General features: G+C 54.3%; 24 protein-coding genes. 15 read left to right on the top strand and 9 right to left on the bottom strand.

The features are described 5' to 3' along the window. Positions 1-15: 15 nt before the first annotated feature. Together QN085_RS00140 and QN085_RS00145 are read right to left on the bottom strand one after the other, a co-directional pair. Positions 16-1,002, bottom strand: a complete 987-nt coding sequence (locus QN085_RS00140; RefSeq protein ID WP_285689058.1) for an AAA family ATPase — start codon at positions 1,000-1,002, stop codon at positions 16-18. 250 nt (positions 1,003-1,252) lie between these two features. Continuing rightward, positions 1,253-1,837, bottom strand: coding sequence for a DUF6088 family protein (locus tag QN085_RS00145; protein ID WP_285689059.1), 585 nt, complete (start codon positions 1,835-1,837; stop codon positions 1,253-1,255). 194 nt (positions 1,838-2,031) lie between these two features. Here QN085_RS00145 and QN085_RS00150 point away from each other — a divergent pair, with 194 nt between their 5' ends. The 4 genes from QN085_RS00150 to QN085_RS00165 all read left to right on the top strand — a co-directional run bounded on the left by QN085_RS00150 (position 2,032) and on the right by QN085_RS00165 (position 6,873). After that, positions 2,032-2,826 carry an inositol monophosphatase family protein gene (locus tag QN085_RS00150; RefSeq protein WP_285689061.1) on the top strand — a complete coding sequence of 265 codons (795 nt, stop codon included), beginning with the start codon at positions 2,032-2,034 and terminating at the stop codon, positions 2,824-2,826. 697 nt (positions 2,827-3,523) lie between these two features. Beyond that, positions 3,524-4,339 carry a MarR family transcriptional regulator gene (locus QN085_RS00155; protein WP_285691382.1) on the top strand — a complete coding sequence of 272 codons (816 nt, stop codon included), beginning with the start codon at positions 3,524-3,526 and terminating at the stop codon, positions 4,337-4,339. Positions 4,340-4,644: 305 nt separating this feature from the next. Continuing rightward, positions 4,645-6,336: a TniQ family protein gene (locus QN085_RS00160; RefSeq protein WP_285689064.1), complete on the top strand. Its 1,692-nt coding sequence runs from the start codon at positions 4,645-4,647 to the stop codon at positions 6,334-6,336. Between the two features lie 90 nt (positions 6,337-6,426). Next, the gene (locus QN085_RS00165; protein ID WP_285689066.1) at positions 6,427-6,873 is read left to right on the top strand and encodes an antitoxin Xre-like helix-turn-helix domain-containing protein; all 447 of its coding nucleotides are present in this window, start codon (positions 6,427-6,429) and stop codon (positions 6,871-6,873) included. Positions 6,874-7,046: 173 nt separating this feature from the next. On the opposite strand, the gene QN085_RS00170 is transcribed toward QN085_RS00165, so the two are convergent. Next, positions 7,047-7,790 carry a GntR family transcriptional regulator gene (locus tag QN085_RS00170; RefSeq protein WP_285689068.1) on the bottom strand — a complete coding sequence of 248 codons (744 nt, stop codon included), beginning with the start codon at positions 7,788-7,790 and terminating at the stop codon, positions 7,047-7,049. Positions 7,791-7,902: 112 nt separating this feature from the next. On the opposite strand from QN085_RS00170, the gene rraA reads away from it, so the two are divergent. From rraA to QN085_RS00200, 6 genes are all read left to right on the top strand, one after another. Continuing rightward, positions 7,903-8,436, top strand: a complete 534-nt coding sequence (gene rraA / locus QN085_RS00175; protein WP_285689070.1) for a ribonuclease E activity regulator RraA — start codon at positions 7,903-7,905, stop codon at positions 8,434-8,436. An 84-nt stretch (positions 8,437-8,520) separates the two neighbouring features. After that, positions 8,521-9,309: an alpha/beta fold hydrolase gene (locus tag QN085_RS00180; RefSeq protein WP_285689072.1), complete on the top strand. Its 789-nt coding sequence runs from the start codon at positions 8,521-8,523 to the stop codon at positions 9,307-9,309. Between the two features lie 17 nt (positions 9,310-9,326). Next, positions 9,327-10,214, top strand: coding sequence for an amidohydrolase family protein (locus QN085_RS00185; protein ID WP_285689074.1), 888 nt, complete (start codon positions 9,327-9,329; stop codon positions 10,212-10,214). Continuing rightward, positions 10,211-11,521, top strand: coding sequence for an MFS transporter (locus tag QN085_RS00190; RefSeq protein WP_285689076.1), 1,311 nt, complete (start codon positions 10,211-10,213; stop codon positions 11,519-11,521). The genes QN085_RS00185 and QN085_RS00190 overlap by 4 nt, the downstream gene beginning before the upstream one ends. A 47-nt stretch (positions 11,522-11,568) precedes the next feature. Next, positions 11,569-12,810 (top strand): PrpF domain-containing protein, encoded by a 1,242-nt coding sequence (locus tag QN085_RS00195; protein WP_285689078.1) that lies wholly within the window; start codon positions 11,569-11,571, stop codon positions 12,808-12,810. Between the two features lie 181 nt (positions 12,811-12,991). Continuing rightward, on the top strand, positions 12,992-14,284 hold the full coding sequence (locus QN085_RS00200) for an OprD family porin (RefSeq protein ID WP_285689080.1): 1,293 nt from the start codon (positions 12,992-12,994) through the stop codon (positions 14,282-14,284). Positions 14,285-14,476: 192 nt separating this feature from the next. Here QN085_RS00200 and QN085_RS00205 read toward each other — a convergent pair whose 3' ends face one another. Both QN085_RS00205 and QN085_RS00210 read right to left on the bottom strand, forming a co-directional pair. Beyond that, positions 14,477-15,409 (bottom strand): D-2-hydroxyacid dehydrogenase family protein, encoded by a 933-nt coding sequence (locus QN085_RS00205; protein ID WP_285689082.1) that lies wholly within the window; start codon positions 15,407-15,409, stop codon positions 14,477-14,479. Positions 15,410-15,477: 68 nt separating this feature from the next. After that, positions 15,478-15,936 carry a GNAT family N-acetyltransferase gene (locus QN085_RS00210; RefSeq protein ID WP_285689084.1) on the bottom strand — a complete coding sequence of 153 codons (459 nt, stop codon included), beginning with the start codon at positions 15,934-15,936 and terminating at the stop codon, positions 15,478-15,480. Positions 15,937-16,225: 289 nt separating this feature from the next. Between QN085_RS00210 and QN085_RS00215 the strand changes: the two genes are divergently transcribed. Further along, positions 16,226-16,939 carry a GntR family transcriptional regulator gene (locus QN085_RS00215; RefSeq protein WP_285689086.1) on the top strand — a complete coding sequence of 238 codons (714 nt, stop codon included), beginning with the start codon at positions 16,226-16,228 and terminating at the stop codon, positions 16,937-16,939. A gap of 56 nt (positions 16,940-16,995) precedes the next feature. On the opposite strand, the gene QN085_RS00220 is transcribed toward QN085_RS00215, so the two are convergent. From QN085_RS00220 to QN085_RS00235, 4 genes are read right to left on the bottom strand one after another with little or no spacing between them, the layout of a single operon-like run. Then, positions 16,996-17,787 carry an ABC transporter permease gene (locus QN085_RS00220; protein WP_285689087.1) on the bottom strand — a complete coding sequence of 264 codons (792 nt, stop codon included), beginning with the start codon at positions 17,785-17,787 and terminating at the stop codon, positions 16,996-16,998. Next, on the bottom strand, positions 17,784-18,638 hold the full coding sequence (locus QN085_RS00225) for an ABC transporter permease (protein WP_285689089.1): 855 nt from the start codon (positions 18,636-18,638) through the stop codon (positions 17,784-17,786). The genes QN085_RS00220 and QN085_RS00225 overlap by 4 nt, the downstream gene beginning before the upstream one ends. Beyond that, positions 18,628-19,698: an ABC transporter ATP-binding protein gene (locus tag QN085_RS00230; RefSeq protein ID WP_285689091.1), complete on the bottom strand. Its 1,071-nt coding sequence runs from the start codon at positions 19,696-19,698 to the stop codon at positions 18,628-18,630. The genes QN085_RS00225 and QN085_RS00230 overlap by 11 nt, the downstream gene beginning before the upstream one ends. A 3-nt stretch (positions 19,699-19,701) precedes the next feature. Beyond that, on the bottom strand, positions 19,702-20,718 hold the full coding sequence (locus QN085_RS00235; RefSeq protein ID WP_285689094.1) for an ABC transporter substrate-binding protein: 1,017 nt from the start codon (positions 20,716-20,718) through the stop codon (positions 19,702-19,704). Between the two features lie 314 nt (positions 20,719-21,032). Between QN085_RS00235 and QN085_RS00240 the strand changes: the two genes are divergently transcribed. The 4 genes from QN085_RS00240 to QN085_RS00255 all read left to right on the top strand — a co-directional run bounded on the left by QN085_RS00240 (position 21,033) and on the right by QN085_RS00255 (position 25,117). Beyond that, positions 21,033-21,938, top strand: a complete 906-nt coding sequence (locus tag QN085_RS00240) for an ornithine cyclodeaminase family protein (protein WP_285689096.1) — start codon at positions 21,033-21,035, stop codon at positions 21,936-21,938. A 62-nt stretch (positions 21,939-22,000) separates the two neighbouring features. Further along, a complete protein-coding gene (locus tag QN085_RS00245; RefSeq protein ID WP_285689098.1) occupies positions 22,001-23,110 on the top strand; it encodes a PrpF domain-containing protein in 1,110 nt (369 codons plus the stop codon). Between the two features lie 68 nt (positions 23,111-23,178). Beyond that, positions 23,179-23,550: a RidA family protein gene (locus QN085_RS00250; RefSeq protein WP_285689099.1), complete on the top strand. Its 372-nt coding sequence runs from the start codon at positions 23,179-23,181 to the stop codon at positions 23,548-23,550. Between the two features lie 229 nt (positions 23,551-23,779). Beyond that, entirely contained in the window at positions 23,780-25,117 is a 1,338-nt protein-coding gene (locus QN085_RS00255; protein ID WP_285689101.1) for an MFS transporter, read from the top strand. The last annotated feature ends 74 nt before the right edge of the window (positions 25,118-25,191 follow it).

A 25,191-nucleotide genomic window follows, 5' to 3' on the forward strand; every position in this document is an offset into this window, starting at 1 on the left:
CTTGAGAGCCCATTTTTATGTCTTCCTAAGGTCCTCCCGTGCAAGGGCGCTTTTCAGCTCCTTGATGGTCAGAAATTCCTGCCCCCTTAGGATCATTCGTTTCGCAGCGCGGCGTATGACTCGCTCGATATCCGCTCCGCTCTTACCTTTAAATTCCTTCAATACCTCCTTGTCGTCAATCTCAAATTGACGTCGGATGCCTCTCAATTTCAGCGACAAAATGTCCTTCAGTTGCTTCTCGTCCGGAAGCGGAAACTCAATGGATTCATCGAATCGCCGCCAAATGGCAGAGTCAAGGATCGTCTCATGGTTCGTAGCAGCCAAAATCAAACTACGACCTTCGTAGGAGTCCATCATCTGCAGCACTGCGTTCACGACGCGGCGAAGCTCACCATGGTCGCCGCTATCGCCACGCTCTTTACCTATGGCATCGAATTCATCAAAGAGAACCACGAATGGGTGTTGGGCAATGAAATCGAAGACCTTTCGAAGGTTGGCAGCTGTCTCCCCTAGGAAGGACGAGACCAGTGCGTCGAGGCGGACAATAGCCAAGGGCCTATCCAGCTCAAACGCCACAACCTCAGCAGCCAACGTCTTTCCGCAGCCAGGTGGGCCGAAGAAAATCACCTTGCCCGCAGGCTTCATGCCGTAACTGCGCAGGACATCATCACGGCGATTTTCCTCAAGAATCTCCTCCAGCGCTGCGGAACTACTCGGAGGGAGAATTACCTCATCGAGCGAGCGCTTAGGCGTTCTTATATCAAGCAGTGGTAAGCCACGCTCTTTATCGACAGGAATATCATAGTGAACGCGGGGCGCGCTGCTGGACGCTCGCAGATTCAAATCGCTGCCGTAAAGAATCTGCTCTAGGTCATTAGCCAGAAGGTGGTGTTGTTTCTGCCGCTCTTCTTCGATCACCGCTTTGGAGGCAAGGCGAAACGCATCGGCATCGCCCGATGTACCTGCTCGGAACAGCTGACGGAGAATCTTTCCATTGGCCATAATCACCACCCTCTGAATTATTGCGCACTGCTGTTTTTGATAGACATCGACAAACCTGTCGTGACTACAAGGCTTGCAATAACTCGTGTCGCATTTTGATTTGCATAGTCAAGGACTCCGTTCCCATCGATTATGTGTACACCTTGGAGCTAACACTGTGAAGCAGGGCAGCTGGCATGGCGGCGTAGCCTAGTCCACTTTCAGGCAGCCTTAAACGGCTATCTTAGAAAATCAGCCGAGCTGCAGACGATCAAACCACCTCACGACCGATCGCTACCGCCATCCACGAGGGAAGGAGCGATCGGGCCGAACTCAAAGCTTGCCAGTCGGGCGGCGTCAGTTGCTTTCGCAGTTTCTCCATCGCCACGCTTACCTGAGCCTCTCCCAGCCAAGCCAAGGCTCGAACCACAGCGCCGGCTGTCGTATCACCCAGGGATAGCATCCAACGGGGTGCATGTCTGATCTCGGCCTGAACATCCCCCACATTAAGATTCCGAGCTCGCCCACTAGTGAGAAAAACGTATCCATTAGGGATTTGATTGGTCAGACCCAACATTTTTGCGGAGCCGGCGCCATCAAGGGCGATCATTTCTTGAGTCTTCGAGGCCAGCCCGCCGACAACCCTCGCCATCGAGGGCACACCCTGCCGATCAATTGTTGGAGCCACGTAGAGCCCACGAGCCGCTCGGATGATTTTTCCTGCCTTCGCCAACCGCGAAAACGCCTGATCCACGGCCGCGCGACTACCCAGGTGCAGAAACTCCTTGGGGGTGAGCATTCCCCCCTCAGGTAGCTGCCTGCTGTGCTCCAGGATCGATTCGGGAAGGGTCTTCATATGCATCGACCAATATTTGCCTTTGTGTCAGAAACTGTATCTATTATCTGACATTCGTCAAGCTATCATCGACCGCCAGTCGGCTCGAGTCCATGAATGCGACACAGTCGCAACGCACAATAGGGCATGAGCTTCAATTTCAGAGAGTGCAACTCGACCAGCAAGTGGGTCCCTTCCATAGGTAGGTAAACACCATGGAACGCTTAGCACAGGTTATCGAATCAGTAATCACTGCCGGTCGCATCCTCGCCGCTGAGTGGCAACGGCCGGATGGCCCTCGCGGCGCTGGCGACAAAGCGGATGTCGATATCGAAATTGAGCAGGTCCTACGCGCTGACCTTCTTGGTCTACTCGATTGCGATTTTTGGGGGGAGGAAACCGAAAGCAGGCTGGCTGGGGCGAAATATTGCTGGGTGGTAGATCCAAACGATGGGACCGCTGACTTCCTAAGGGGGTACCGCGGCTCAGCTCTTGCCGTCGGCCTGCTGCGTGATAGCAAGCCCATACTCGGAGTCGTATACGCCCCTGTGACGGATACCATGGGGTCTGACTGCATTGCATGGGAGGCCGGGATGCCTGGCATTTTCAGAAACGGTCAACAGATCCAGCCCTGCTTACTCCATCAGGTACTTACCTCTAGCTCACAGGTCTTGGTGAGCACTGCCGCCAGAAATAAGCCCGAGCTGAATGCCGAGCTGTGCTCTCCCGCGAGGTTCACTCCCATGCCAAGCATTGCTTACCGACTAGCCCTGGCCGCGGCCGGCGATGCCATCGCCGGCATTTCACTTGTACCTGTCGGCGCTCACGATGTTGTCGCAGGACATGCTCTGCTGCTGGGCGCCCATGGCGTTCTGCTGGATCAAGATGGGCATCCGATGAACTACAGCTTGCAAAAGGACTTTTCCAAAGTTTCCATCCGTTGCTTCGGCGGCGCACCTCAGGCGTGCAATGAACTCTCAAAGCGGGCCTGGAACGAGCTTTTCACCTGAGTACGACTTATCAATGCGCCCACGGGGGCTGCTGGCATCGACCTAGTCATCGAGCCTCATGGTTTGGAAACTCATCGCGTCCCAAGATGGGCAATTGCACTTCTTTACCACCTGGATGCATTTGGCTTAACCAAGCTGAATAGCCCCGGCTTTTGTAGATACTCGATCACCGCTCCTGGGCGATGTGACACCAAATGATCTCACTCAGCATCAAGGTATCATACTCGCTATCATCCGCATGACCCTGTGGAGAATTGGCCGCTGGCCCAAAGGGGGACAGCAGAGGAAGATTTGCATAGAAGGCCCATGGACATTCAACAGGGCGTCGGCAGTGGTTGAGGCAGCTATCGCCGGCTGCGGTCTTTTTTGACTCAGCAGGCGGCCGGCCCTCAACTGGGCTCCAACCTAACTTTTAGCCGCCTCGACGCCGCGCTCAAATGAACTATAAAATTTTCGCGAAGGCCCCGGAATCCGGAGGCTGTGAAGGTAAATTGAGTTTGCCTTCATCTAGATAAAGCGTCGCTGGTTCTTCACTGTTGAGGCCTGATTAGTTCTCGGAGCTTGCAAAGGTGAAAAGCCTCATTAGTTTTTTGGAGAAGGCTCTCTCTTCCAATCCAGTTAACCTTGCGTTGTGTTGCGTAATGCTCAGCCTTTCGCTGGCGTTCTTCGTCGTCTGGCTTGCATGGGGTAAGGTGTGATGGTGGCTAAGAGTGAATGGGCCAAGATGCCGATCCGGTGGGTTCACGAAGAGGGACTTGTAGCCTTCCGAGGGCGGTCGACGAAGCTAATCACTGACTCATTTCTGCCGGTATGGCCGCCAGAAGCAGATGACCCGCAGTTGCGTAACGAGAGCCTGGCGGCACTCAAGCTCTATATGGTGTTGTGCTGCCGCGCGGACTTCTCGACCGGAATGGCAAAGGTCACCTACACAGAGCTGTGTAAGCTCGGTGTGATGTCTAGGGCGGTGGTAGCGCGGTCTCTTCAGCGCTTAGAAGTGGCTGGTTTGATCAAGCGTGAAACGGGCGCCCTAAAGAGCGGATCGCTGATTCGTATTGAGAACTGGAACGATGCCTATGGATGGGGAAAAATTCCGAAGTTATGGCTCTACGACGGTAACCACGGACGCATGCTGCTGCTGAGCGAGTTCAACTTTACTCAGCTCTCGTTCCACGCCATCAAGATCTTCATCGCCATCCTGGCGACCAGGGATCGCCGAGGCATCGCAACCATCAGCTACGATCGCCTATCGGCTTGCACGGGTGTACCCAGGCACCATATCGCCGATGCGGTCACGCGACTCTATGACATGCGGCTGATTTCGTTCCGTCCGGGAGAATTCCATAGCGAACATGAGTTCGATCGCACCAACCGATATCTGGTACGCGGCTTTGGTACACGTTGGTCAGCATTGGAGGAAGAAAAACCAGCCCCCCGAAGTGGTTCCGCACGCAAGCGGCCATCGCCAGTCGACGTGGCCAGCACCCTCGCATTCATCAAACCAGCTGAAAATTGAGCTTGATGCATTCGGGAATTATTGTACGTTTCTACAGACGTAATTTTGTGAAGAGGTGTGGGGGCAGCTTGGGTGGTGGATTTTCGTGTACCCCCCCCGTGGTTACTGACGTATACGTGATTTGTATCGGATAGATACTGCCGGGATATAGCCTGCAAATGTGCCAAAGTGCCAGGGATAATTGACGTCGTGCTATGTGTAAATTTTCAAAAGTCCTGACCCCGATACATGATTTCGTGTGTTACAAGTATGCCGATCACTGGATGTGCGTCCTTTTCGAGCCCTACCTTGTAAGTCGGTAACTGATGACTGATCTACTATTTTTTCCTATGTCGATGCCGGACGAGATGCTGCACTCTCGTATCACGCGCTACCACTTCCTTTCAGGTAACAGAACCGTAGGGGAGACTTTCCGCGATCTGTTTGGCTCGAATCCCTTCAACGTCGGTATGCTCCCGAAGAAGATTGAGGTGCTTGCTGCCAGGCTTCCAGGTGTCACAGCAAGCAATCTTGACGAGCTGATCTGCACTAACACTACCTTTCCCGCTTACCGACCATTTCTGGGGATAAGTGAAGGGGCGGAAGGGCCTTTGACAGGTTTCAGCTTCACTGGAGTAGCGCGAATTCCCCGCAGGGAGGGGACGGTCCACTGCAAGGCAAAACTCTGTCCAACCTGCGTTCAGCAGGACCTTCTCGAATTGGGTTATGCGTACTGGCATCGCTCGCATCACTTGCCTGGTGTGTCCGTCTGTTGGCGTCACGGTGACCTGTTGATGCAAGCATGCCCGAGATGCTCTCACCCATTCTTCAGAAAGAATCGGATGCTACCGAGCCTTTCTGAGCCGTGTGTATGCGGTTGGAGCACGCTCACCCCTGCGCCGGTGAGTCAGGGTACTCAGGTTGAAAAGAAATTTGCCCAATTCGCACACGAGCTGCTGCAGCGCAATTTACCGCCGATGAGTAGTGATGCTTTGTGCTCCAGCTATTTACGACAATGCAAAAAACGGGGCTTCATACACGGAAGGTTTGCTGGAACAGCAAAACTGTTCGGCAGCATTCGTGATACATATGGCGATCAAGCCTTGTCGCAGATGTGCAGCGCCTACGCGGCGGGAAAGCATGAGCAATGGATAAGGTTTACTTCCCATAATGGGCAGATGGACATGCCCCTTGCACGGCATATGATTATCGCGCTGCACTTGTTCGGCAGTGTTGATGCTTTTGAAAGTGCCTTGAAGAAAGAAAGCATACTTCAAAGTATTGCAGGTGCTAGGCTGCGCGGGCTGCAGGGTAAACCACTCGTGGGCAAAGAAGCCCAGTTCCGTCAGAAAATTGAAACTCTCCTGGCGGTGCGGGCGGACGTCAGCTTGGAGTATCTCTGGCTGAATGCCTATAAAGCGACACGGTGGCTTTACGAGAACGACAAATCGTGGCTGATGGCGAAGCTCAGCCAGCCAAAGCCGACGCCTGTTGAGGATGAAAGCGCCACTGACCCTCGTGACAAAGAGTTTGCTGCCATCTTGATTAAGGGGGCTGAGGAGATGTATCGGATTGCGAGAGGGCAGAAGCGAGTCAACATTACCAATTTACAGAATCTACTCCCGATCAATCTGCCGAGGCATTGCCCAACCCGTAAGCACAATTTTCCCCTAGCTCTAGAGCAGCTTGATCTTCTCTTGGAGTCGGTCTGGCACTTCCGATTGAGGAGGTTGATTTGTGCTGTTGACGATATGATTAGACTTCACCTTCCGATTAACACTGGCAGCCTTCATGTGGTTTCCAGCGTTGCAAACCCGGTATTTCACGCCTTAGTCAGCTACTTCGAATGGGATTTGGTGGGCTTCGCAAAAAATGGCGTAGAACCGGAAGCTCTACTCAGATCAACCGGCGTACCACGAGATTGGCAGGGACCTCCCGGCTTCAATATCGTTCTTGGTGGGAATGCTTACTACCGCAATAGACCAGCGAGCGGATTTTTAGAGAACGCCAATGATTAGGAGTGATCGAGTCCGGTACAAGGACGGCGGCGGCTTTGATCACCCGCTTACTCAGCGGTAAGCTCATTAAAAAGCGTAGGAGTTGAAATCATGATCAACAGACAGCGCCTCAACGGTGAGCAGTGTTCGGTCGGCTTGAAGCTCGCGCTTCGAATCATCAATGCCTGGCGAGCAACACCGGCGCAGGCTTGCAGCATCCTACGGATCTCTCAATCGACCTATCGCCGCGCTGCGCGGGGTCAGGAATGTGGACAAAGACTGGATTTGGATCAGCAGCAGCGGATTGGCATGGTGATAGGTATCCACGGATTCTTGAGAGCTGCATTCAGCAACCAGGATAATGTGAAGGGCTTTCCAGGGTTCAAGAATGCCAATCCATTCTTTGAGGGGCGCACGCCTCTGGAGGTCATGGCCCAAGGAGACCTGATCTCTCTGTACGAGACTTATCGGCGTATTGAGCAGATTGCACCGGTCGCAGTGCTTGATCAGGCACGGACCGGCCTCGCCACGATCACGCTGTCGACTAATTCGATGTAAACCACTTTTTAACCTGTAAACTGAATCGCCCCTGGTTTCGTAGACACTAGTCTCTTTCATAAGATCATTGCGTACGATAAACCCTGCTTGGCATACCAGCCGATCCTATAGCCTCTGCGGCTTATCAGATGCCCGTCATCGTCTGTAGCTAGTTTTAAGACATATTGTGAAAGTTATTTGATCTCAACAGTGTAATTGAATCTATCAGCAGGAATGTACGAAAGCCTCCATTCAACTGGCGTGCCTACGTGATCGTGCATGAGACGTTCAATTTGAATGGCCATCGTTTTAGCCGGAAGGTTGAACAATTCTGCATCCTCATCGCTCAGTGCCTGTGCAGTAAGATTATCGATCGCGCGGGAGACCAGAACGTCGCACTCGGTCTCATAGACGGGATACAAAAGGGGGGGCGAGTTAGCTTCCAAGTATGGCAGGAGGTTATCGAACCTAGGCAGCGGCAGCCAGATATGCTCAACCAAGACAATTTCATTGTCGAACGAGCGGCAGCGATGTAAATAGAGCGCCTGCTCATCTGATTGCAGCGAGAGCTGCAATGCCGCCCGCTCCGGCGGCAGTGCTTTTTTGATGCTCAGTATCCTCGCGCTAGGCAAGCCTTCGCCGCTCGCGCCTCTGAAGCGAACGAAGCGCAGCATCGATGACCTTTCAAATGACCGGGAAACAAACGTTCCCAGCCCTCGCACTCGTTCGACCAAGCCGTCCTGCACGAGGTTATCCAACACCTTCCGCATCGTACTCACCGATACCGCGTACTCCGCAGCGAGCTTGTCCTCCGAGGGGAGGGCCACCCCTGTAGCCCACGTCCTTTCATTGATTCTGCGAGCCAAATCGTCCCGGATCTGCACGTACCGAGGCAGGCGGCTATCCATTTTCTGATAAGAAAAATCTTTCGAAACCATCACACAAATCCTTGGGTGTGCAGCGTTGTGCTACCAGAGCGCCACGTTACCAAACGTTGACAGCGCTCTCAACGTATCTATACTTCTGTACAGAACTACCGAGGGTCGCAAAATGTCTCAAGTCGCAAGCCAATGTTCAACGGCCGATCTCTGTGATTTGTATTGGGAATCCGCCGATCCAGCCCTTCAGCAAGCTCATCCTGGGCTGATTCCATTCGGGGCTCAGCGTTCGTGCGGAGGCCCCGCCGCCACGGTGTCGTGTGTGGACGACAATGTGCTGATCCGTGAGCTGGTCAGTTCACCTGGCCTGGGTCGGATCCTTGTAATCGACGGCGCTGCCTCCGCCAACCGAGCTCTGTTGGGGGACATCCAGGCAGCTAAAGCTATGAAAAACGGATGGGCGGGCCTTGTCATCAATGGCTATGTTCGCGACCGCGACTCCCTGGCTCACCTGCCGTTCGCCGTCTTCGCGCTGGGCACCGTTCCGCTGCGCCCTCTGAAGACCGGTGCAGGGGCAGTTGGTAACCCGGTCAGCTTCCTCAACGTAACCATCGCTGATGGCGACTGGGTGTACGTCGATGCAGACGGGCTTTTGGTTTCCAAGCACTCGCTGCAGCAGCCTACAGAGGCGCTTACAGAGGACTGACGGTCCTTAGCCTCTCCGCATCTCTAGGAAAAAGGTCCGACCGTGAACGCACTATCTCAACCCCCTGCCGCCCTCAGTTTCTGTATGTCCGAAGACGGCTGCAAAATTGCCGTTCGCCGGCTGAAAGTGTCAGCACCAAGCGCCCCAGTCATCATTTTGATCCACGCCTTGGCGATGGATCATCAAATGTGGAGCGATGTGGCTGTTGCCTTAGCTGTCGAGGCCAATGTTTATGCCGTCGACTGCCGAGGGCATGGCCGTTCGGACAAGCCCGCAGGGCCTTATGACGTTGAGCTCTTCAATCGGGACCTACTGAGTGTGTTGGAACACCTGAGTGTGCCGCGCGCTGTGTTTGTGGGTTGCTCAATGGGCGGCACGGTAGCCATAGGAATGGCAGGCCGCTTCCCGGAACGGGTAGCTGGATTGATCGCTATCGATACCACTGCTTGGTATGGAGACGATGCTCATACCCGGTGGGCGGAGCGAGGTCAGAAAGCTTTGATCGACGGTATGGCAGTGCTCGCAGATTTTCAGTCGGATCGATGGTTCAGTCCCGAATTTCGGGCGAGTAATCCGGAGGCGCTGCAGCGCGCGCTGGATGTCTTCCTAATCAATGATACGAATGCTTACAACGAATCCTGCCTGCTTCTGGGAGCCGCAGACGAGCGCCATTTGCTCAGCCGCTACCAAGGCCCAGTACACGTGATCGTTGGTGAAAACGACTATGCGACGCCGGTGGCGATGGCTATGGAAATCACAAAAATTCTGCCTCAGGCGCAACTTCAAATCGTCCCAATGGCACGACATTACACCCCCATCGAAACGCCTGAGATTGTCGCAGCGAACATCGATCAGCTCGTCTCCTCCCTCTGATTTCAAAGGGTTTCCTCGTGAAAATAAAAAGAAGAAGCTTCCTAATCGGCACTGCCGTCGCGCTTGCAAGTATCCCCCTGCGCAGTGTCCTAGCCGGCGATATCACGTCTGGCGAACCCATATTTGATGCGCACTTCCATTTGTTCGACCCTACTTTTCCTATCGACGCCAACCGTGGCTTTACTCCGTCCTTCTTCACGAAGGCCGACTATATGAAGCAGGCCGTGCCGCTTGGTGTCCGGTCTGGCGTGTTGGTAGGTAGCTCGTTTCAAGGGTATCGCCAGGATTGGCTGTGCGATGGTCTTGCTGCACTCGGGCCGGAATGGGTGGGGATCACCCAGCTGCCAACCAATGTTTCAGACGAAGAGATCCTTAGACTCGACAGCCGAGGAGTTCGCGGCATTCGTTTCAACCTTTATCGTGGTGATGAAATCCCAGTTAGTGAGCTAGTCGCATTGGCTCAGCGCGCTCGTGATCTCGCGGGATGGCATCCCGAGGTTTACTTGGATGCTTCGCTGATGAAGAAGCATGTTCCGGAGCTGTCAAAGCTCCCAGAGCTGGTTATTGACCATCTGGGCATGACAGAGGCGGGGCTTCCGGTACTGCTGGATCTGGTCGATGCTGGTGCAAAGGTCAAGGCCAGCGGGTTTGGACGGGTGAAGCTGGATGTGCCCCGCGCGCTCGAAAAGATTGCCCAGCGAAGTTCGGACGCCCTGATGTTTGGCTCAGATTTACCCTCTACACGGGCACAGCGCCCGTTCCATCCCGACGACATAGGACTGATCAAATCCATTCTAGGTCCTGAATTGGCGCGCAAAGCGCTATGGAGCAATGGCAGGAGTCTTTACCGCCTACCTCTTCAGGCCCAAGCCTCAAATACAATTCAAATAGGCGGTGCTCGATGAACGCTTCAATCGAAAAACGTACCATCAAGAAAGTGGGATGGAGACTGATCCCGCTCATGCTCGTGTGCTACCTGGTCAATTACTTGGACAGGATCAATGTAGGATTCGCTGCGTTGCACATGAATGAGGACGTAGGCATCACTGCCACGGTTTTCGGTTGGGGGGCTGGCCTCTTCTTCATCAGCTACTTCCTTTGTGAAGTGCCTAGCAACCTCGCGCTGCATCGGGTAGGCGCTCGCCGTTGGATCGCCCGAATCATGGTCAGTTGGGGGATCGTTTCTACATGCTTTGCGTTCGTCCAAGGCCCTACCTCCTTCCTAATTTTGCGATTCTTACTGGGCGTCGCTGAGGCTGGTTTTTTCCCAGGCATGGTGTTGTACATCAGCTATTGGTTCCCCCGGGAATACCGCGGCCGGCTGACCGCTTTGTTCATGACCGCGATTCCGCTCTCCGCTCTTATTGGAGCGCCACTATCGGGGTGGCTGCTGGAAACGGCGAACTTTTGGGATGTTGCTAGCTGGAAATGGATGTTCATCATCGAGGGCGTGCCGGCAATTTTCCTCGGGATAATCGTGCTGGTGTATCTCACCGATAAGCCGTCGCAGGCAAAATGGCTGACCGATGAGGAGAAGCAGTGGCTGATCTCGAAGCTTGCTGTGGAGCAAACCCCTAGTCATCTGTCGAGCCTGGGAGACGCTCTTAAAAGTTTGAACGTCATGTTAATGGCCATCGTGCACCTTGGGTTTGCCGTTGGTTCATACGCGATCGCCATCTGGCTGCCGCAGATGCTCAAAGGCCATGGGCTGCAAACCGTTGAGATTGGCCTTCTGTCGATGATCCCATACGCAGTAGCGATTGCCGGCATGATTGTGTGGGGAGCAGTTTCAGATAGGAGTGCCAACAGATCTTTGCATGTGGCTGCTAGCTGCCTGCTCGGTGCTGTGGGGCTAATTATCACTGCCGCCGTTCCATCCCTCACTGGGGCAATTGTGGGCATCTCTATCAGCACCCTGGGAGTGATCGCCGCACGCCCCATTTTCTGGACGCTACCTGGAAGTTTCCTGACAGGCACAGCGGCAGCCGGCGGCATCGCATTCATCAATGCCTTCGGGAATCTGGGAGGATTTGTAGGCCCGTATGTCATTGGTGTACTCAAGGATCAAACGGGTTCGTTCACGACGGGCATCATTGCGACGTCATTGCCGCTTCTGCTCAGCGTTGTAGCCGCACTGATCTTGGCGAAGCGCCTTGCACCGGCCAAGGCTGTCTGTGCGCCTGAAGTGAACAAGCCGGTGCAGCAGCACTGATCAGATTTAGACGTACCACCCATGTTTCCGAAGTCTAGGAGTTAGCCATGCACGAATCTTCGAATCCCCCAGCTGGCCGGCATAATCTCAGCTGCCGGTTCAATCACGGTGTTTTGGAGATTCCCGTGCACTACATGAGGGGAGGCACTTCGACAGGGGTAGTTATCTGGGAGCCTCTGGTTCCCAGTGATGAACAGCTTCGTGCTGAGCTGCTCCGGCATCTGATGGGGGTGCCTCAATCCGGCCAAGCGTCTGGGAACCGTCAGGTTTCGGGATTGGGGCGCGGCCCTGCGACCAGCAATAAAGTGTTTCTGGCTAAAGTCGAAGCGACTCCTTCTGGCCAACGTCTCGTCAGCACGCTTGCTCAGCTTGCTAGCAGTCATGGCGAAATCGATTGGAGTGTGAACTGCGGGAATATGTCGTCGTCACTGCCACTGTGGGCAATTGATAGCGGCATGCTCGATACCCCAACCTCCGGGGTCTGCGAGATTGAGATCAAGAACACGAATACTGGAGTCGTCACCATCAGCCGTATGCAGCGAGACAATGACGGGCGCTTCACCCTAGCTGAGATTCCTGGCGTCCTTGGCGCATTTCCACAGGTGGATCTGTTCCTTCAATCTCCGGTTGGCAATAAAACGGGATCCTTGTTGCCAACAGGCTCGGTTGTAGACGTCATTCAAGGCATTGAGGTCTCCTGCGTGGATGTCGCTGTGCCAATGGTGATTGCGGCTGCCGAGAGCTTTGGCAAGACGGGTCACGAGGCTATGGCCGACCTTGAAAGCGATGCAGCATTCAACGCGCTGCTTCGATCCGTTTGGGTGGAGGCTGGCTTAAAAATGAAGCTCCGCCGGCGTGACGGTGAGTTGATGAGCCGGGAGGAGATAGAGCGAAGCGAGACCATTCCCAAGGTGTGCATAGTTGGAGCTCCTCGAAATGGCGGTAATATTTCGGTGCGCTACTTCACCCCGCAGACAGGTCACTCCTCTATGGCTGTATCAGGTGGTTGCTGCTTGGCTGCAGCTTGTCTTCTGCCTGGCAGCACGGCCAATAAAGTGGCGGTTGGCGTCAATGAGATAGGGGAAGCATTCGCGGACATTGAAGTCAGCATTGAAAACCCTGCTGGTAAGCTGGATGCGACTGTTACCGCCAAGCGCTCACTTGGACAAATCGATATTTCGGCGGCCGCATATCGCCGGAGCGCACAAGTGTTGATGCGTGGTGATGTGCCTCTCTATGGAGCCTCCGCCGAGCTGGTACAAGCACTGTTAAAACCATTAGAGGACTGATGGCCCAGCTGGTAGGGGGATGTTCTCCTGATACGGCTAATTACCACTACCTGCGCTCTTTGGATTCCCAGAGAGCAGCGGCGGGTAAATTTTTGTGCGTACCGCCTGCATAACTCTTTAGAACCAAGAACAAAAAGTCAACCGCTCAGGTTGGCAATACTCTAAACGAGAGTTTTTCGCCATGTCGCTTATCAAGATCAGCGTTACGCTGGGCGCTGCCCTATACTCCTGTATCGCACTTTCTGCTCAGGCTGAAAGTGATGGGATAATAGAAGGTGGTAGCGCCCGATTACTTTTAAGAAACTATTATTTCAATCGTGACTTTCGCGACACTCCTTCCGATAAACAGAGTTACCGAGAAGAGTGGGCGCAAGGTGTGATGGCTTTTTACAGCTCTGGGTACACGCCAGGTCCTGTGGGGCTTGGATTCGATGTCTACGCCTTGCTAGGTCTGAAGCTGGACAGCGGTCGCGGAACCTCAGGCACCGGATTGCTACCGCTAGGTGAGCGAGGAAGGGCTGAAGACAACTATTCCAGTACCGGCGCGGCGCTCAAGGTGCAGATATCTTCGACGCAACTTCGCTTCGGTCGACAACAAGTCGACGCACCTGTCTTCTCAACCGCCGATTCTCGATTATTGCCTGAGACTGCGACTGGATTGCTGGTTAGTAGTCAGGAATGGGATAGCTTGCGATTGGAGTTAGGGCATTTCACCGCAGAGAAGAAACGCAATTCCACCAATAGCGATGATGAGTTGATTATTAACTATGGCTCGGGTCAGCCTGGTGGCAGCATTGACTTTGTCGGGGGTGCTTACACTTTCAGTAAACACCTGAGTGCAACCTTCTATACGTCTCGATTGGAAAACACTTGGCGTCAGCACTATGCAAACGTTAACTGGGTGCTGCCACTGTCAGCAAAGCAATCAGTCTCGTTCGACATGAATGTTTATCACACGTCTGAGATGGGGAAAGCACTGCAGGGGCAGATCAATAACACGACCTACAGTCTTGCTGGGACCTATCAGCGGGGGCCGCACAGAGTCATGCTGGCTTTCCAAAATGTCGATGGCGACACGCCTTTTGACTATGTAGGCGGTGATTCAATCTTCCTTGCCAACTCGATCACATACTCCGACTTTAACGGGGCGGAGGAGCGCTCCTACCAGCTCCGCTATGACATCGATCTCAGCGCTGTTGCTACTCCAGGATTATCGCTGATGGGTCGTTATGTTTACGGTGATCACATTGACGGAAGCAACGCAGATGCGGGTGGGGGGTATGTCGGCCTCCAAAGCTCCGGAGGTAGGCATTGGGAGCGCAATTTTGAGGTCCGATATGTAGTTCAGGAAGGGCCCGCGAAAGATTTATCGGTTCGGCTCCGTCAGGCTACGCATCGAGCAAATGCTGCTCAAGGTGAGGGCGATATTGATGAAGTGAAAGTTATATTCGAGTACCCGCTGCAGATCCTGTGACACTTTCGAAGACACTATCCACGCGAAGTTGCGTGTCGACCGTATTCGGTGGACACGCAACGCTTGGTGCGTTCGTTAAAACCGCTTCGCCAATCAGCCACTATGGTCTCAAGCCTATTACGGCAGCGAAGACGAATGCGCTCAGCGTGAGGGGGCGGTACGAAATCAGCCCAAAGCCTCTAGTTGGAGGATCTATTCGCTTTGAAAAAAGCTCACCACATTCTGGAATGCGTCACCGAAGTACAGTTCGTATCCTTCTTTTTCAACATAGCCGAGGTGTGGAGTGCACAGCACACGCGGATGTTGTAGAAGTGGGTGCGATGCGTCTAGCACCGGCTCATCCTCGAATACGTCGACCGCAGCGAAACCTGGTCGCCCAACATGAAGGGCGTCAAGCAACGCTCCGGGCGCAATCAACTCAGCGCGGCTGGTATTGACCAGAAGAGCTGAGGATTTCATCAATGACAGATCCTCTCGGGTCACCAGATGCCGCGTGCTTTCCACGAGTCTGAGGTTTAGGGTTAACACATCTGACCGCTCAAAGAATTCCGCCCTTGAGGCCGCAGCTGTATGGCCCGCTGCGACCGCTGCGCTTCTTGAAGTATCGCTTCCCCAGACCAAGACATCCATGTCGAACGCTTCAGCGTAACGCGCGAGCCGCTGGCCGATCTTTCCGTACCCCCAAATACCAAGAGTTTGTCCAGCCAGGCGAGCTCCCATGTTGGTCTGCCATTTTCCTGCGTACATTCCCGCAATGGCTGGAATCAGCTGACGGCGTGCATTCAAGATCAGGGCCCACGTTAGCTCGGCCGGCGCTATCGGTGAGCCACGACCTTCAAGAACGGTCACGCCATGACGTGCGCAAGCGGCCAAATCGATATGGCTTGAAACTTTTCCGGTCTGGCTGATCAGCTTCAGTTTGGGAAGTCGCGAAAGCAAAGCCTCATCGATCTTCGTACGCTCTCTCGTAAGGACGATCGCATCGGCATCCGCGAATCGTTCAGCTAACACCATGGTGTCGTCCTCAGCATCGTGGAAAACGCTGACCTGATGTTCCCTGAGCGCTTTGAAGCAATCCAGTTTGCGAATGACATTTTGATAGTCATCCGGAATGACGATATGCATACGTCCTCCACGTGTTGGCGCGGTCATTAACCGAGCCAGTACGAATAGATTTGGGTTGACAGCCGATATCAGAGCTTCTTTTTGAAACCGGTATGACTCGGCACGAATCCCAAAGACTCATAGAAGCGGTGTGCATCGGGGCGAGCCCGATCGCACGTGAGCTGGACCATGACACACCCGCGTTCGCGAGCTTGATCGAAAGCCCATTGGAAGAGATCCCGCCCCAGGCCGCTTCTACGCATATCTTCGTGAACCCTCACAGCTTCAATCTGTGCCCGCCATGCTCCCATGTGAGAGATGTTCGGTAGGTAGGTGAGCTGTAGAGTCCCTACGACTTTTTGATCAGAAGCTGCTACGACCAGGAACTGGTTCGGGTCTGTATCGATGGCGTTGAACGCATCGACGTAACTGCTTTGTAGCGGAAGTGAGGCGTCTTCCCTCGTCGAGCCCAACGCATCGTTTGCCAGAAGCGAAACGATGGCTGGAAGATCGTCCAGGTTTGCACGTCGCATTATCACATTGGTCACAATATTCCCCCTTGGAGCCGGCAGCGGATTGACGAATCGATGCGGGAAATAGGAATCCCAGAATCCTGAATTCTACCACTCGACACGCTGAGTAGGATCCATGGGTCGAGACAACTTACTGATCCACGGAAAAATAGCTGATCATGCGCCAGTACTCGGGGGTGACCCTGACTAGACCGGGTTGCAGCGGGCAGACAGTTGGTATCCGGGATACTGTTTTCGGTGGTAGTATAATGATTTCGTCGCTTCAGCGATGTACCGTGATCAGCCGATAATTCAGGAGCCTCCGATGAGTGAAGGCATCATTTCTCCTCTGCCGAAACAGCACATGTTCGACAGAGTTTATGACCACATGCTAGAGCTCATTACCAAGGGCGAAATCAAGCCTGGAGAGAGGATCAAGGACAGCGAGTGGGCGACCAAGCTTGGGGTGAGCCGGACCCCGGTACGTGAGGCTATTCGAAAGCTCAGCCAAGAAGGCCTGTTGGTAGAACTGCGTACCGGTGGCTATGAGTTGCGTCGATTTACCCCTCGCGATCTCCGTCACCTGTATCGATGCCGCGCTGCCCTTGAAGCAGCGGCCGTGCGTGAAGTGGTGCAGGCGGGTTCGCAAGCTGTGGTCAGAGCGGTCGAGCAGGTGGTCAATGACACCGACGAAGCGATTGCCAAAGCAGATCTCAAGCGTGGCTTTGAGCTCAACACCAGGTTCCATCACACTATCGTCGACGCCTGCGATAACCCGTTCATCAAAGAGATGCTGTCCTCTCTGCAGCGCATGATCAAATTTTACCGTGGCAACGCGCTGAATAAGGCTCAGGAGTCGACTGAGGAAGCTGAGATTTATCTGGAGCGCCTCAAGATCAAGCAGGCACACCACCGCGCGATCTTTAACGCGCTGGCCGCTGGTAAAGAGGAATTGGTCGTCAAACTGATGAACGACCACGTCGCAGCAACGGTTGATGATTTGACGGGCGTCCTTGAGCAGGAAGAGGCGGTTAGCTGAAATGAAAAAGGGCAGTGAGTTCTCCACTCACTGCCCTTCTGGTAGGTAAACGTCGCTTACCGGACTTTGCCTGAAAAGACGTTTTGCAACCCGAAGTACTTTTCCACTACCAGCATGACTGCTACCGCCACGAAGATCAGCACCGCCGATGCGGAGGCAGCCAGGGGATCGGTCGTTTCGTTGATGTGGTTCAGCAGTTTCACCGGGATCGTCATGGTGCCCGGCGATGCTACAAAGACGGTCACCGTCACTTCATCGAAACTGGTAACGAACGCAATCACCGCTCCGCTGATGACGCCGGGTAGCACCAAAGGAAGAGTGACCTTCCTAAAGACCGTAAAGCCTGAAGCCCCAAGTGATGTTGCAGCCAGCTCGGCATTTCTGTTGATGCCGCCCACTGCTGCCATGGTCAAGCGCAGCACATAGGGTGTAACCACCACACAGTGGCAGAGCACTAGGCCGAGCATGGTGCTAGAGAGCCCGATCGTGGAAAGGTACTTCAAAAATGCGATACCCAGCACGACCGCCGGCACCATCATGGGTGACAGCAGGAATGATTTAATCCCTGCGCTTCCTGGGAAGCGTTGCCTGGCTATCGCGATTGCGGCCGGGACCGCAATGGTCACGCTCAGCAAGCTTGAAATAGCTGCGAAGATGGCGCTGTTGCGCATTGCTCCCATGAATTCGCTATTGGCAATCAGCGACGAATACCACCGGGTCGAGAAATCATGCAGGGGGACTTCCATGTATGACGTGGGCGTGAAAGACACCAGGACTACCATGAGCAGCGGAGCAACCAAGAACACCATGATCAGTAGGTGGATCAAGTTCTGAATGAGCTTGCTCATGCGAATACCCCCTTGAATTTACGCTCGACCCACTTGTTAAGGAAGAAGGCGGTAAAGATATTCAAGGCAAGCAAAATGATCGCAATCGATGCGCCTAAATTCCAGTTGAAGGTGCTCAGGAACTCATCATATACCGCGGTGGCGACGACCTTCGTAGTCCGCCCTCCTAGCAGCGCTGGTGTCGCGAATGCGCTCATCGAGAGCGCGAACACCGTCAGTGCGCCTGACAACACGCCCGGCATGATTTGCGGGAGAACAATTTTAAAGAACACCGTCCCGGAACCTGCTCCCAGCGAACGAGCGGCCTTTTCGGTCTTGTCGTCGTAGCTCATCAAGGCGGTCCAGATGTTGAGGATCATGTATGGCAGGACCATGTGCAGCAGTCCAATGAAGATCGCGAGCTCGCCATACAGCAGGTCTGCCGGCCCCTTAGCAAGACCAATCGCCTGGAGAAAATATGAAATGGGACCATTGTTCCCCAGTATGATTTGCCAGCCCAGAGTTCGAACAACCACAGACACGAACAGAGGACCTAGGATGGCCATCAGTACCAGCATCCTGATGCGTCCACTCAGGCCGTTGAGGTAGTAGCCCTCAAAGACCCCGATAGCCACCGCAACGATCATTACCAGTGCCGCCAGCTTGAACGTCCGCGCAAAAATCTCCTGGTAGTATTCATCCCCAGCAATAGCGAAGAAGTTATCTAGGGAAAAGGCTCCGTCCTCAGTGGAAACCCCCAGCTTGAAGATCAGTACCATCGGTACTGCAAAGACGATCAGGAAGGTGATCACCGCCGGGAGGCAGGTGGCAAGCAAGCGCATCGAATCAACGGAATTTCTGCTAGTCGACATGAACAAGCCTCATATCGTTAAGGTTCCATCCGACCACGATGCTCTGGCCACGGTCTGGGGTAGGGGCACCGTGGTGCGGGATATTGATGTTGACGCTCCCGAGCTCCGTCTCAGTGCCAATATCCCAAGAGTTCCCGTTGTAGTTCTTCGATGTTACGGTCGCCCCAAGCAAAACTTCGCAATCGGTAGGTTGGGGTTGGATCCGCACTCTTTCAGGGCGGATCGAGATGCAGCACCGTTCCGGGGAAAGTCTTTGATCGTTTAGAACCTGCAGACTCTTTCCGTTGGCGCTGAAGCTCACGTGTGACCCGACATCTCGCAAATCTGCCTGAAGAATGTTGATGTTGCCGAGGAAGTTTCCGACATAGCGCGATGCGGGATGGTCATAGGTTGCCTGAGGAGTATCCACCTGCAGTGCCACGCCTTTGTGCATGATGGCTAATCTGTCGCTCAACGCCATCGCCTCGGCCTGGTCATGGGTGACCAGGATTGTGGTGATACCCGTCTCGATCTGGAGCCGTTTCACTTCGTTTTGCATGTCGGCACGAAGACGTGCGTCGAGGTTGGAGAATGGCTCATCGAGTAGTAGTACGTTTGGCTTTATCGCAAGTGCACGGGCGATCGCCACACGTTGTTGTTGACCACCGGAAAGTTCGCGAGGGTATCGAGCCTCCAGCCCAACCAGGTGGACCAGATCCAACAATTCGCTTAGACGTTTACGCTGCGCGGCCTTGTCTACCTTGCGCAACACAAGCCCGAACAGAATGTTCTCCTCAACAGTCATGTGAGGGAACAGTGCGTAGTTTTGAAAGACGATACCAATCTCGCGCTTGCTCGGAGGAACGTCAGTGATGTCCTTTCCATTTAGCCAGATTCGACCACTTGTAGGCTTTTCGAAGCCGGCGATCATTTGCAACGTCGTCGTTTTCCCACAACCTGAGGCGCCGAGGAGTGATACGAACTCACCCTGCTTGATGTCCAGATCCAAGCCATTAACAACGGGCGTAGCTCCGAATTCCTTGCGGAGATTTTCGATGCGCAGAAATACGTCACTCATCATGGCTTACCTTTTCCGTTCTACTTCACGGGCCCAGCGGCGAGCCAGGTTGTTCCTGTCTTTATTGAGCTGATCCCAATTAGGCAGCACCAAGGCAGCCATCGCCTGCTCACCGGTGGGAATCACCTTGGCGATGTCCGGGGCAAGGGTTGTGGATTTGTTGACAGGCGACATACCTTCATTTTCAGCCATGATCTTCTGGATTTCCGGCGTGAGCAGGAACTTCACAAATTCCACGGCATAGGGGCTGACTTTGGGCTTTTCGACAACGCAGGCACCAATGATGGTCGCTACCGCTCCCTCTTTGGGATAAACGAATGCCACCGGGAAACCGGTGTTGGCTAGGGCAAGAGACCGGCCATTTGAGTTGACTGCGATAGAAATTTCACCTGATTGGAAAGCACTGGAAAGGTTGCCCGTGCTTTCCACAAACGCTTGCGCATTGGGCACCACTTTCTCGGAAAGCGCTTTGAAACCAGCATCGTATTCGGGAGCGCTTCCACCATTGGCCGCAGACATCATCATCAGCGTATGCAGCCCGTAGGTGTTGGAGATCGAAATCAGGCCCAATTGCCCTTTGTATTTTGGATCCTCCAGGTCATTCCAGGAGGTAGGCGCTGCCCAGCCATTTTTCGCGAATGTCGCAGTGTTGTACTCAATACCGGTCGCTACTACCCCAATGCCAACAGCATTGGCGCTATCCATATTGGCGAGTGCGTACAGCTCGTCGGTGTGCTTCGGAGTGCTAGCAGAGCACAGACCATCGGCGCCGGCCTGATAGATCGGCCCGTCGTCCATGATGGCGATATCGATGTCTTGGTTGGTGCGTTGCGCTTTGAGACGAGCCAGCAATTTGGTGGAAACCGTGGCCACGTAGCTGATTTTAACGGGGTGGAGCTTCTCGAACTCGGGAATGATCTTTTCCCTCATAAGCTGCTCGCGCGAACCACCTTGCCAGGCAAGGAATAGCTCGTCCTTGGCAAAAGCTGGAGATGAGCCAAAGGACGCAAGAGCGACAGTCAAGGCCACACCTTTCAATCGATATCCGACCATCTTATTGTTCTCCGTATGGGATTCTGGATTCGGGATACGCAATCTCAGCCTACAACGAGCCCTTCACCTGCGCAAGCAATTTGCGAAGCTCAAAAATACCCTTCGTCGCATCTCTAAAGCTGCGTGATTTCGGGGGCCTAGCGGGTAGATTAGCTATCTAGGATCGCGTCTGCCGGTTAAGCGGCGATCAACTGATATTGACAGTCATGTGAATGCGATAGGATCATGGAATCCTGAATCCAGAATCCCAAGTGCTTGCTTGGCCCTATCGAGTTGATACCTCCATGATCCACATCACCGACGAGCAGATCGAAAAAAGCCTTTCTCCCGCTGAGGTTCAGGGGGCATTGCTGGCTGCATTCAGCAGTCTCGGCAGAGATGGCGCTGCTCTTCAAGAACGGATTCGCACCGAAGCGGAGGGGGTGAAACTGTCCACCCTGGGCGCGGTGCTTCCGCATCAGGGTTATGTAGGGGCCAAGGTCTATACAACGATCAAGGGACAGTTTCAGTTCGTGATTCTGCTGTTCTCCGCCAAAGACGGAGCCCCCTTGGCTACCTTCGATGCCGGTGCAATCACACGCCTGCGCACTGCCGCAACATCAGTGCTGGCGGCGCAAAAAATGGCGTCGAAGGAGTCTCGTGTCCTTGCCCTGTTTGGAGCCGGTCAGCAGGGGGCAGAGCATGCTCGCCAGTTGGCGGCGGCATTTGATCTTGAACAGATTCTTCTCGTGGACCGCCAGGACGCTGATGAGAAAGCTGCTTTCTTGGCTGAGCAATGTGGGCTTCCCGTCATGGCTACTGATGCAGTAACTGCAGTGAAGTCGGCGCAGATGATCGTCACGGCCTCTCGCTCGACCACTCCGCTTTTTGACGGAAATCTCATCCAGCCTGGCACGTTCATCGCAGCCATCGGTTCGAGCCTTCCTTACACCCGTGAACTCGATGACACCGCTTTGATTCGTTCCAGCCGAATCGTGGTCGATTGGCACCAACAGGCAATTCAAGAAGCTGGTGACTTGGTAATGGCTGACCCTGCCTGTTTGTCTCCGGCCAAGCTCCAGGAGCTATCTGCGGTCCTCATTGATCCGCATTACTCGGTCCGCCCCGACGAAATCTCGATCTACAAGTCGGTGGGCATAGGTCTGCAAGACATCGCGATCGCTGGTCTTGCTTACTCGAAGATCGCCTGATCTGTGGCTATCAGAACTTGTCCAGAGGCTAGTTAAGCCAGCCCCATAGGTGAGAGATGAACATGAGCGCCAACCAAGTTGCCCTCCCAGCAGTCTATGTCCGCGGCGGTACCAGCCGTGCCGTGATCTTCAAAAAATCAGACCTTCCCGAAGACCGCTCCGCGTGGAATCACATTTTCCAAGTAGTCCTCGGCAGCCCGGATCCTGAGTCCAGCCAATTGGATGGTTTGGGGGGCGGTACCACTTCTTTGTCCAAGGTGGCTGTCTTGAGTCCTTCGGATCGGGATGGGGTGGACGTCGACTATCTGTTTGTCCAAGTCGAGCCCAAGACCGGCGATCTATTGTTCGACGCCAATTGTGGAAACGTGTCTTCTGCGATCGGCCCCTTCGCTGTCGACGAGGGATGGGTAGAACCAGACTCCATGGGTCATGCGCGGGTCAGGATTTATAACGAAAACTCGCGCAAGATCATTGAGTCGAGCTTCAGTGTCAGTCCGAAGCCACACGATCTGATTGAAATTTCTGGGGTCGCCGGCCGAGCAGCTCCGATCCTCCTCCGCTTTGAAAGGCCAGAAGGTTCGATGGGGCCGACGGCATTCCCTACCGGCGCGAAGATAGATCAATTGAAGTTGGCCAATGGCGAAGTCATCGAGGCGACGCTGTTCGACGCCAATGTACCGTGCGCCATCGTGTCAGCTGCGGTTGTCGGAATCACAGGTAATGAATCCACTGCTCAGTTGCAGACCAACGCTGCCTATCTGGATTTGGTAGCCGAAATTCGTGTGGCGGCTGCGTTGAAGATGAAGCTATGCACCACAGAATATGAAGCGCGTGAGATCGTGAAGAACGTCCCTGACGTTGTCGTGGTATCTCCACCCTCCGATGCATCTGCTGCGATTACCGCTCGCTTCGTCTCATGCGACCGTCCGCATCGAGCCGCGCCGGTGACCTCATCCATGGCATTGGCTGCCGCCTGCAAAATTCCGGGGACAATCCCCTCCCACTTCGTTCCGGAACAAACCGGCGAGATGGTCAAGATCGAACACCCGACCGGTTCCGTCGACGTCATCGTCGACCTAACTGAGGACGGGCACGTTTCCGCGACATCTACCTATCGGACCGCTCGCCGCATCATGCAGGGCCACGTCCTAGTTCCCGAGACTCAGTTGTAAGCCTCCATTTACCCAACATGCACCAGGCTGTGCACAGAAAAATTCGCCATGCCTTGGCAGGAGACGAAATGAACGCAAACACCGCGACTTCAACCAGCAAACCTGTAAACACCCCTTTCTACGTAACCGGAGAGTGGGGCTTCATTTCCGGCCTTACAGGGCGATATGGCGACACGCTTGTGCCAGGCGGTTTTGAGGCTGAATTCACCTGCGTTCTTGATCGGCTGCAAAAGATGCTCGCCGAGCGTTCCTTGACCATCAAAGACATCGCCAAGATCAATCTCTATCTCTCCGACATGCGCAACCGTGAGCGTATGAACGAGATGTATTTGGACGTCTTCGGCGACCACCTGCCGGCCCGCACCGTTGTAGGTGTAACTGAGATCGCACGTAAGGGGGCGGTGGAGCTAGAAGCCATGGTGCACCTGAAGTCGAAGTAGGTTCGAAATACCGCAAGCAGGGTCTGGCCGTATGTGGCCGAGATCCTAGTCGTCTGCGTGCCAGGGAAGATGCACGTTAACGGCGCCGTTATCACTGAGCAGGACAAGGCGCTACCCGATGGGAAAACGTACCAACGATTCATCCAAACGCCCTGAAGCTTGAGCACTGCACGCAGACCGTGAGCCAAGCGCGGATTTTCAAGCCATCTAAAAATAATGAGGAATGGCCATGCGCACCCAATCAAATGCTCCAAATGACATTGAGAAACAAACGATCCGGAAAATTGCCCTGAGGCTCATGCCGTTTCTCATGTTCTGTTACCTCATCGCTTACATTGACCGTGTAAACGTGGGCTTCGCTGCCCTCACTATGAACGATGACATCGGCCTCACAGCCAGTATGTTTGGCTTCGGTGCCACACTGTTTTTCGTGGCCTATGTGTTGTTTGAAATGCCCAGTAACGTCGCTATGGAAAAGTTCGGAGCTCGCCGCTGGATCGCTCGCATCATGATTACCTGGGGTATGGTCGGTTTCGCCACCGCGTTCATCACCGGGCCGATTTCATACGGTGTGTCGCGATTCTTGCTTGGCGCTGCAGAAGCCGGGTTTTTTCCAGGCGTGATTCTGTACCTCACCACCTGGTTCCCCAAGGCCTACATGGCTCGAATTATCGCGGTCTTCATGGTTGCCGTTCCGTTGTCGAACTTCATCGGTTCCCCTCTCGCAGCTATGTTGCTCAAGATGGATGGCATCTGGGGCTTCCGTGGCTGGCAATGGCTGCTCATGCTTGAGGCCCTCCCAGCCGTACTCCTCGGTATCGCGGTACTGCTCTGGCTGCCCAGCAAGCCTAGTGCAGCGAAATGGCTGACCGAAGAGCAGAAGACCTGGCTAGCGAAGCGACTGGCAGATGAGCGCGCCGAGCGAGAGGCCAAGGGACAACAAACTGCCAAGCACGGGTGGGCCAAAATGTGGCAGGCCCTCACCAACAAGTATGTGCTGATCTTGGCAGTGGTTTACATGGGTATCTCCGCGACCAGCAACAGCCTGTCACTGTGGATGCCTCAAATCCTGAAGTCGTTCCAACTCACGGATACTCAGACCGGCTTCCTCAACATGATTCCGTTCGGGCTTGGCGCGGTCTTCATGATTCTGTGGAGCATCCGGGCTGACAAATCAGGGGACCAGGCATCGAGTACGGCACTGCCACTGTTCATAAGCGCAGTTGGTTTTGCGGGCACCTTGTTTACTGATTCGCTGCCAATCACCTTGGCCTTACTGTCGCTGGTATTGATCAGTAACTTCGCTCTCAAAGGGCCATTTTGGGCGCTTGCCGGCGAAACACTCCCTCCACCGGTTCTCGCCGTTGGTGTCGCAGCAGTCAACAGCGTCGCCCACATAGGTACCGGCAGCCTGAACTACCTGATCGGTGTCATCCGCACAGAGACTGGAAGTTTCCCTATGGCGCTGACGCCTCTGGCTGGGACGTGTTTCGTGGGCGTTCTGCTGGTTCTTTACATCGGTAATCGCAACTCCAAAAACGGAAAAACCGTGCCGGTGGCAGCCTGATGCCTGCCAGGCACCAATGACCAATAACCTCCTGCAGGTGTGCTGAGCAATCCAACCTGTAGGAGGCTGTTCCA

Origin of the sequence: Pseudomonas sp. M2(2023), assembly GCF_030263955.1 — a bacterium.
GTDB lineage: Bacteria > Pseudomonadota > Gammaproteobacteria > Pseudomonadales > Pseudomonadaceae > Aquipseudomonas > Aquipseudomonas asiatica.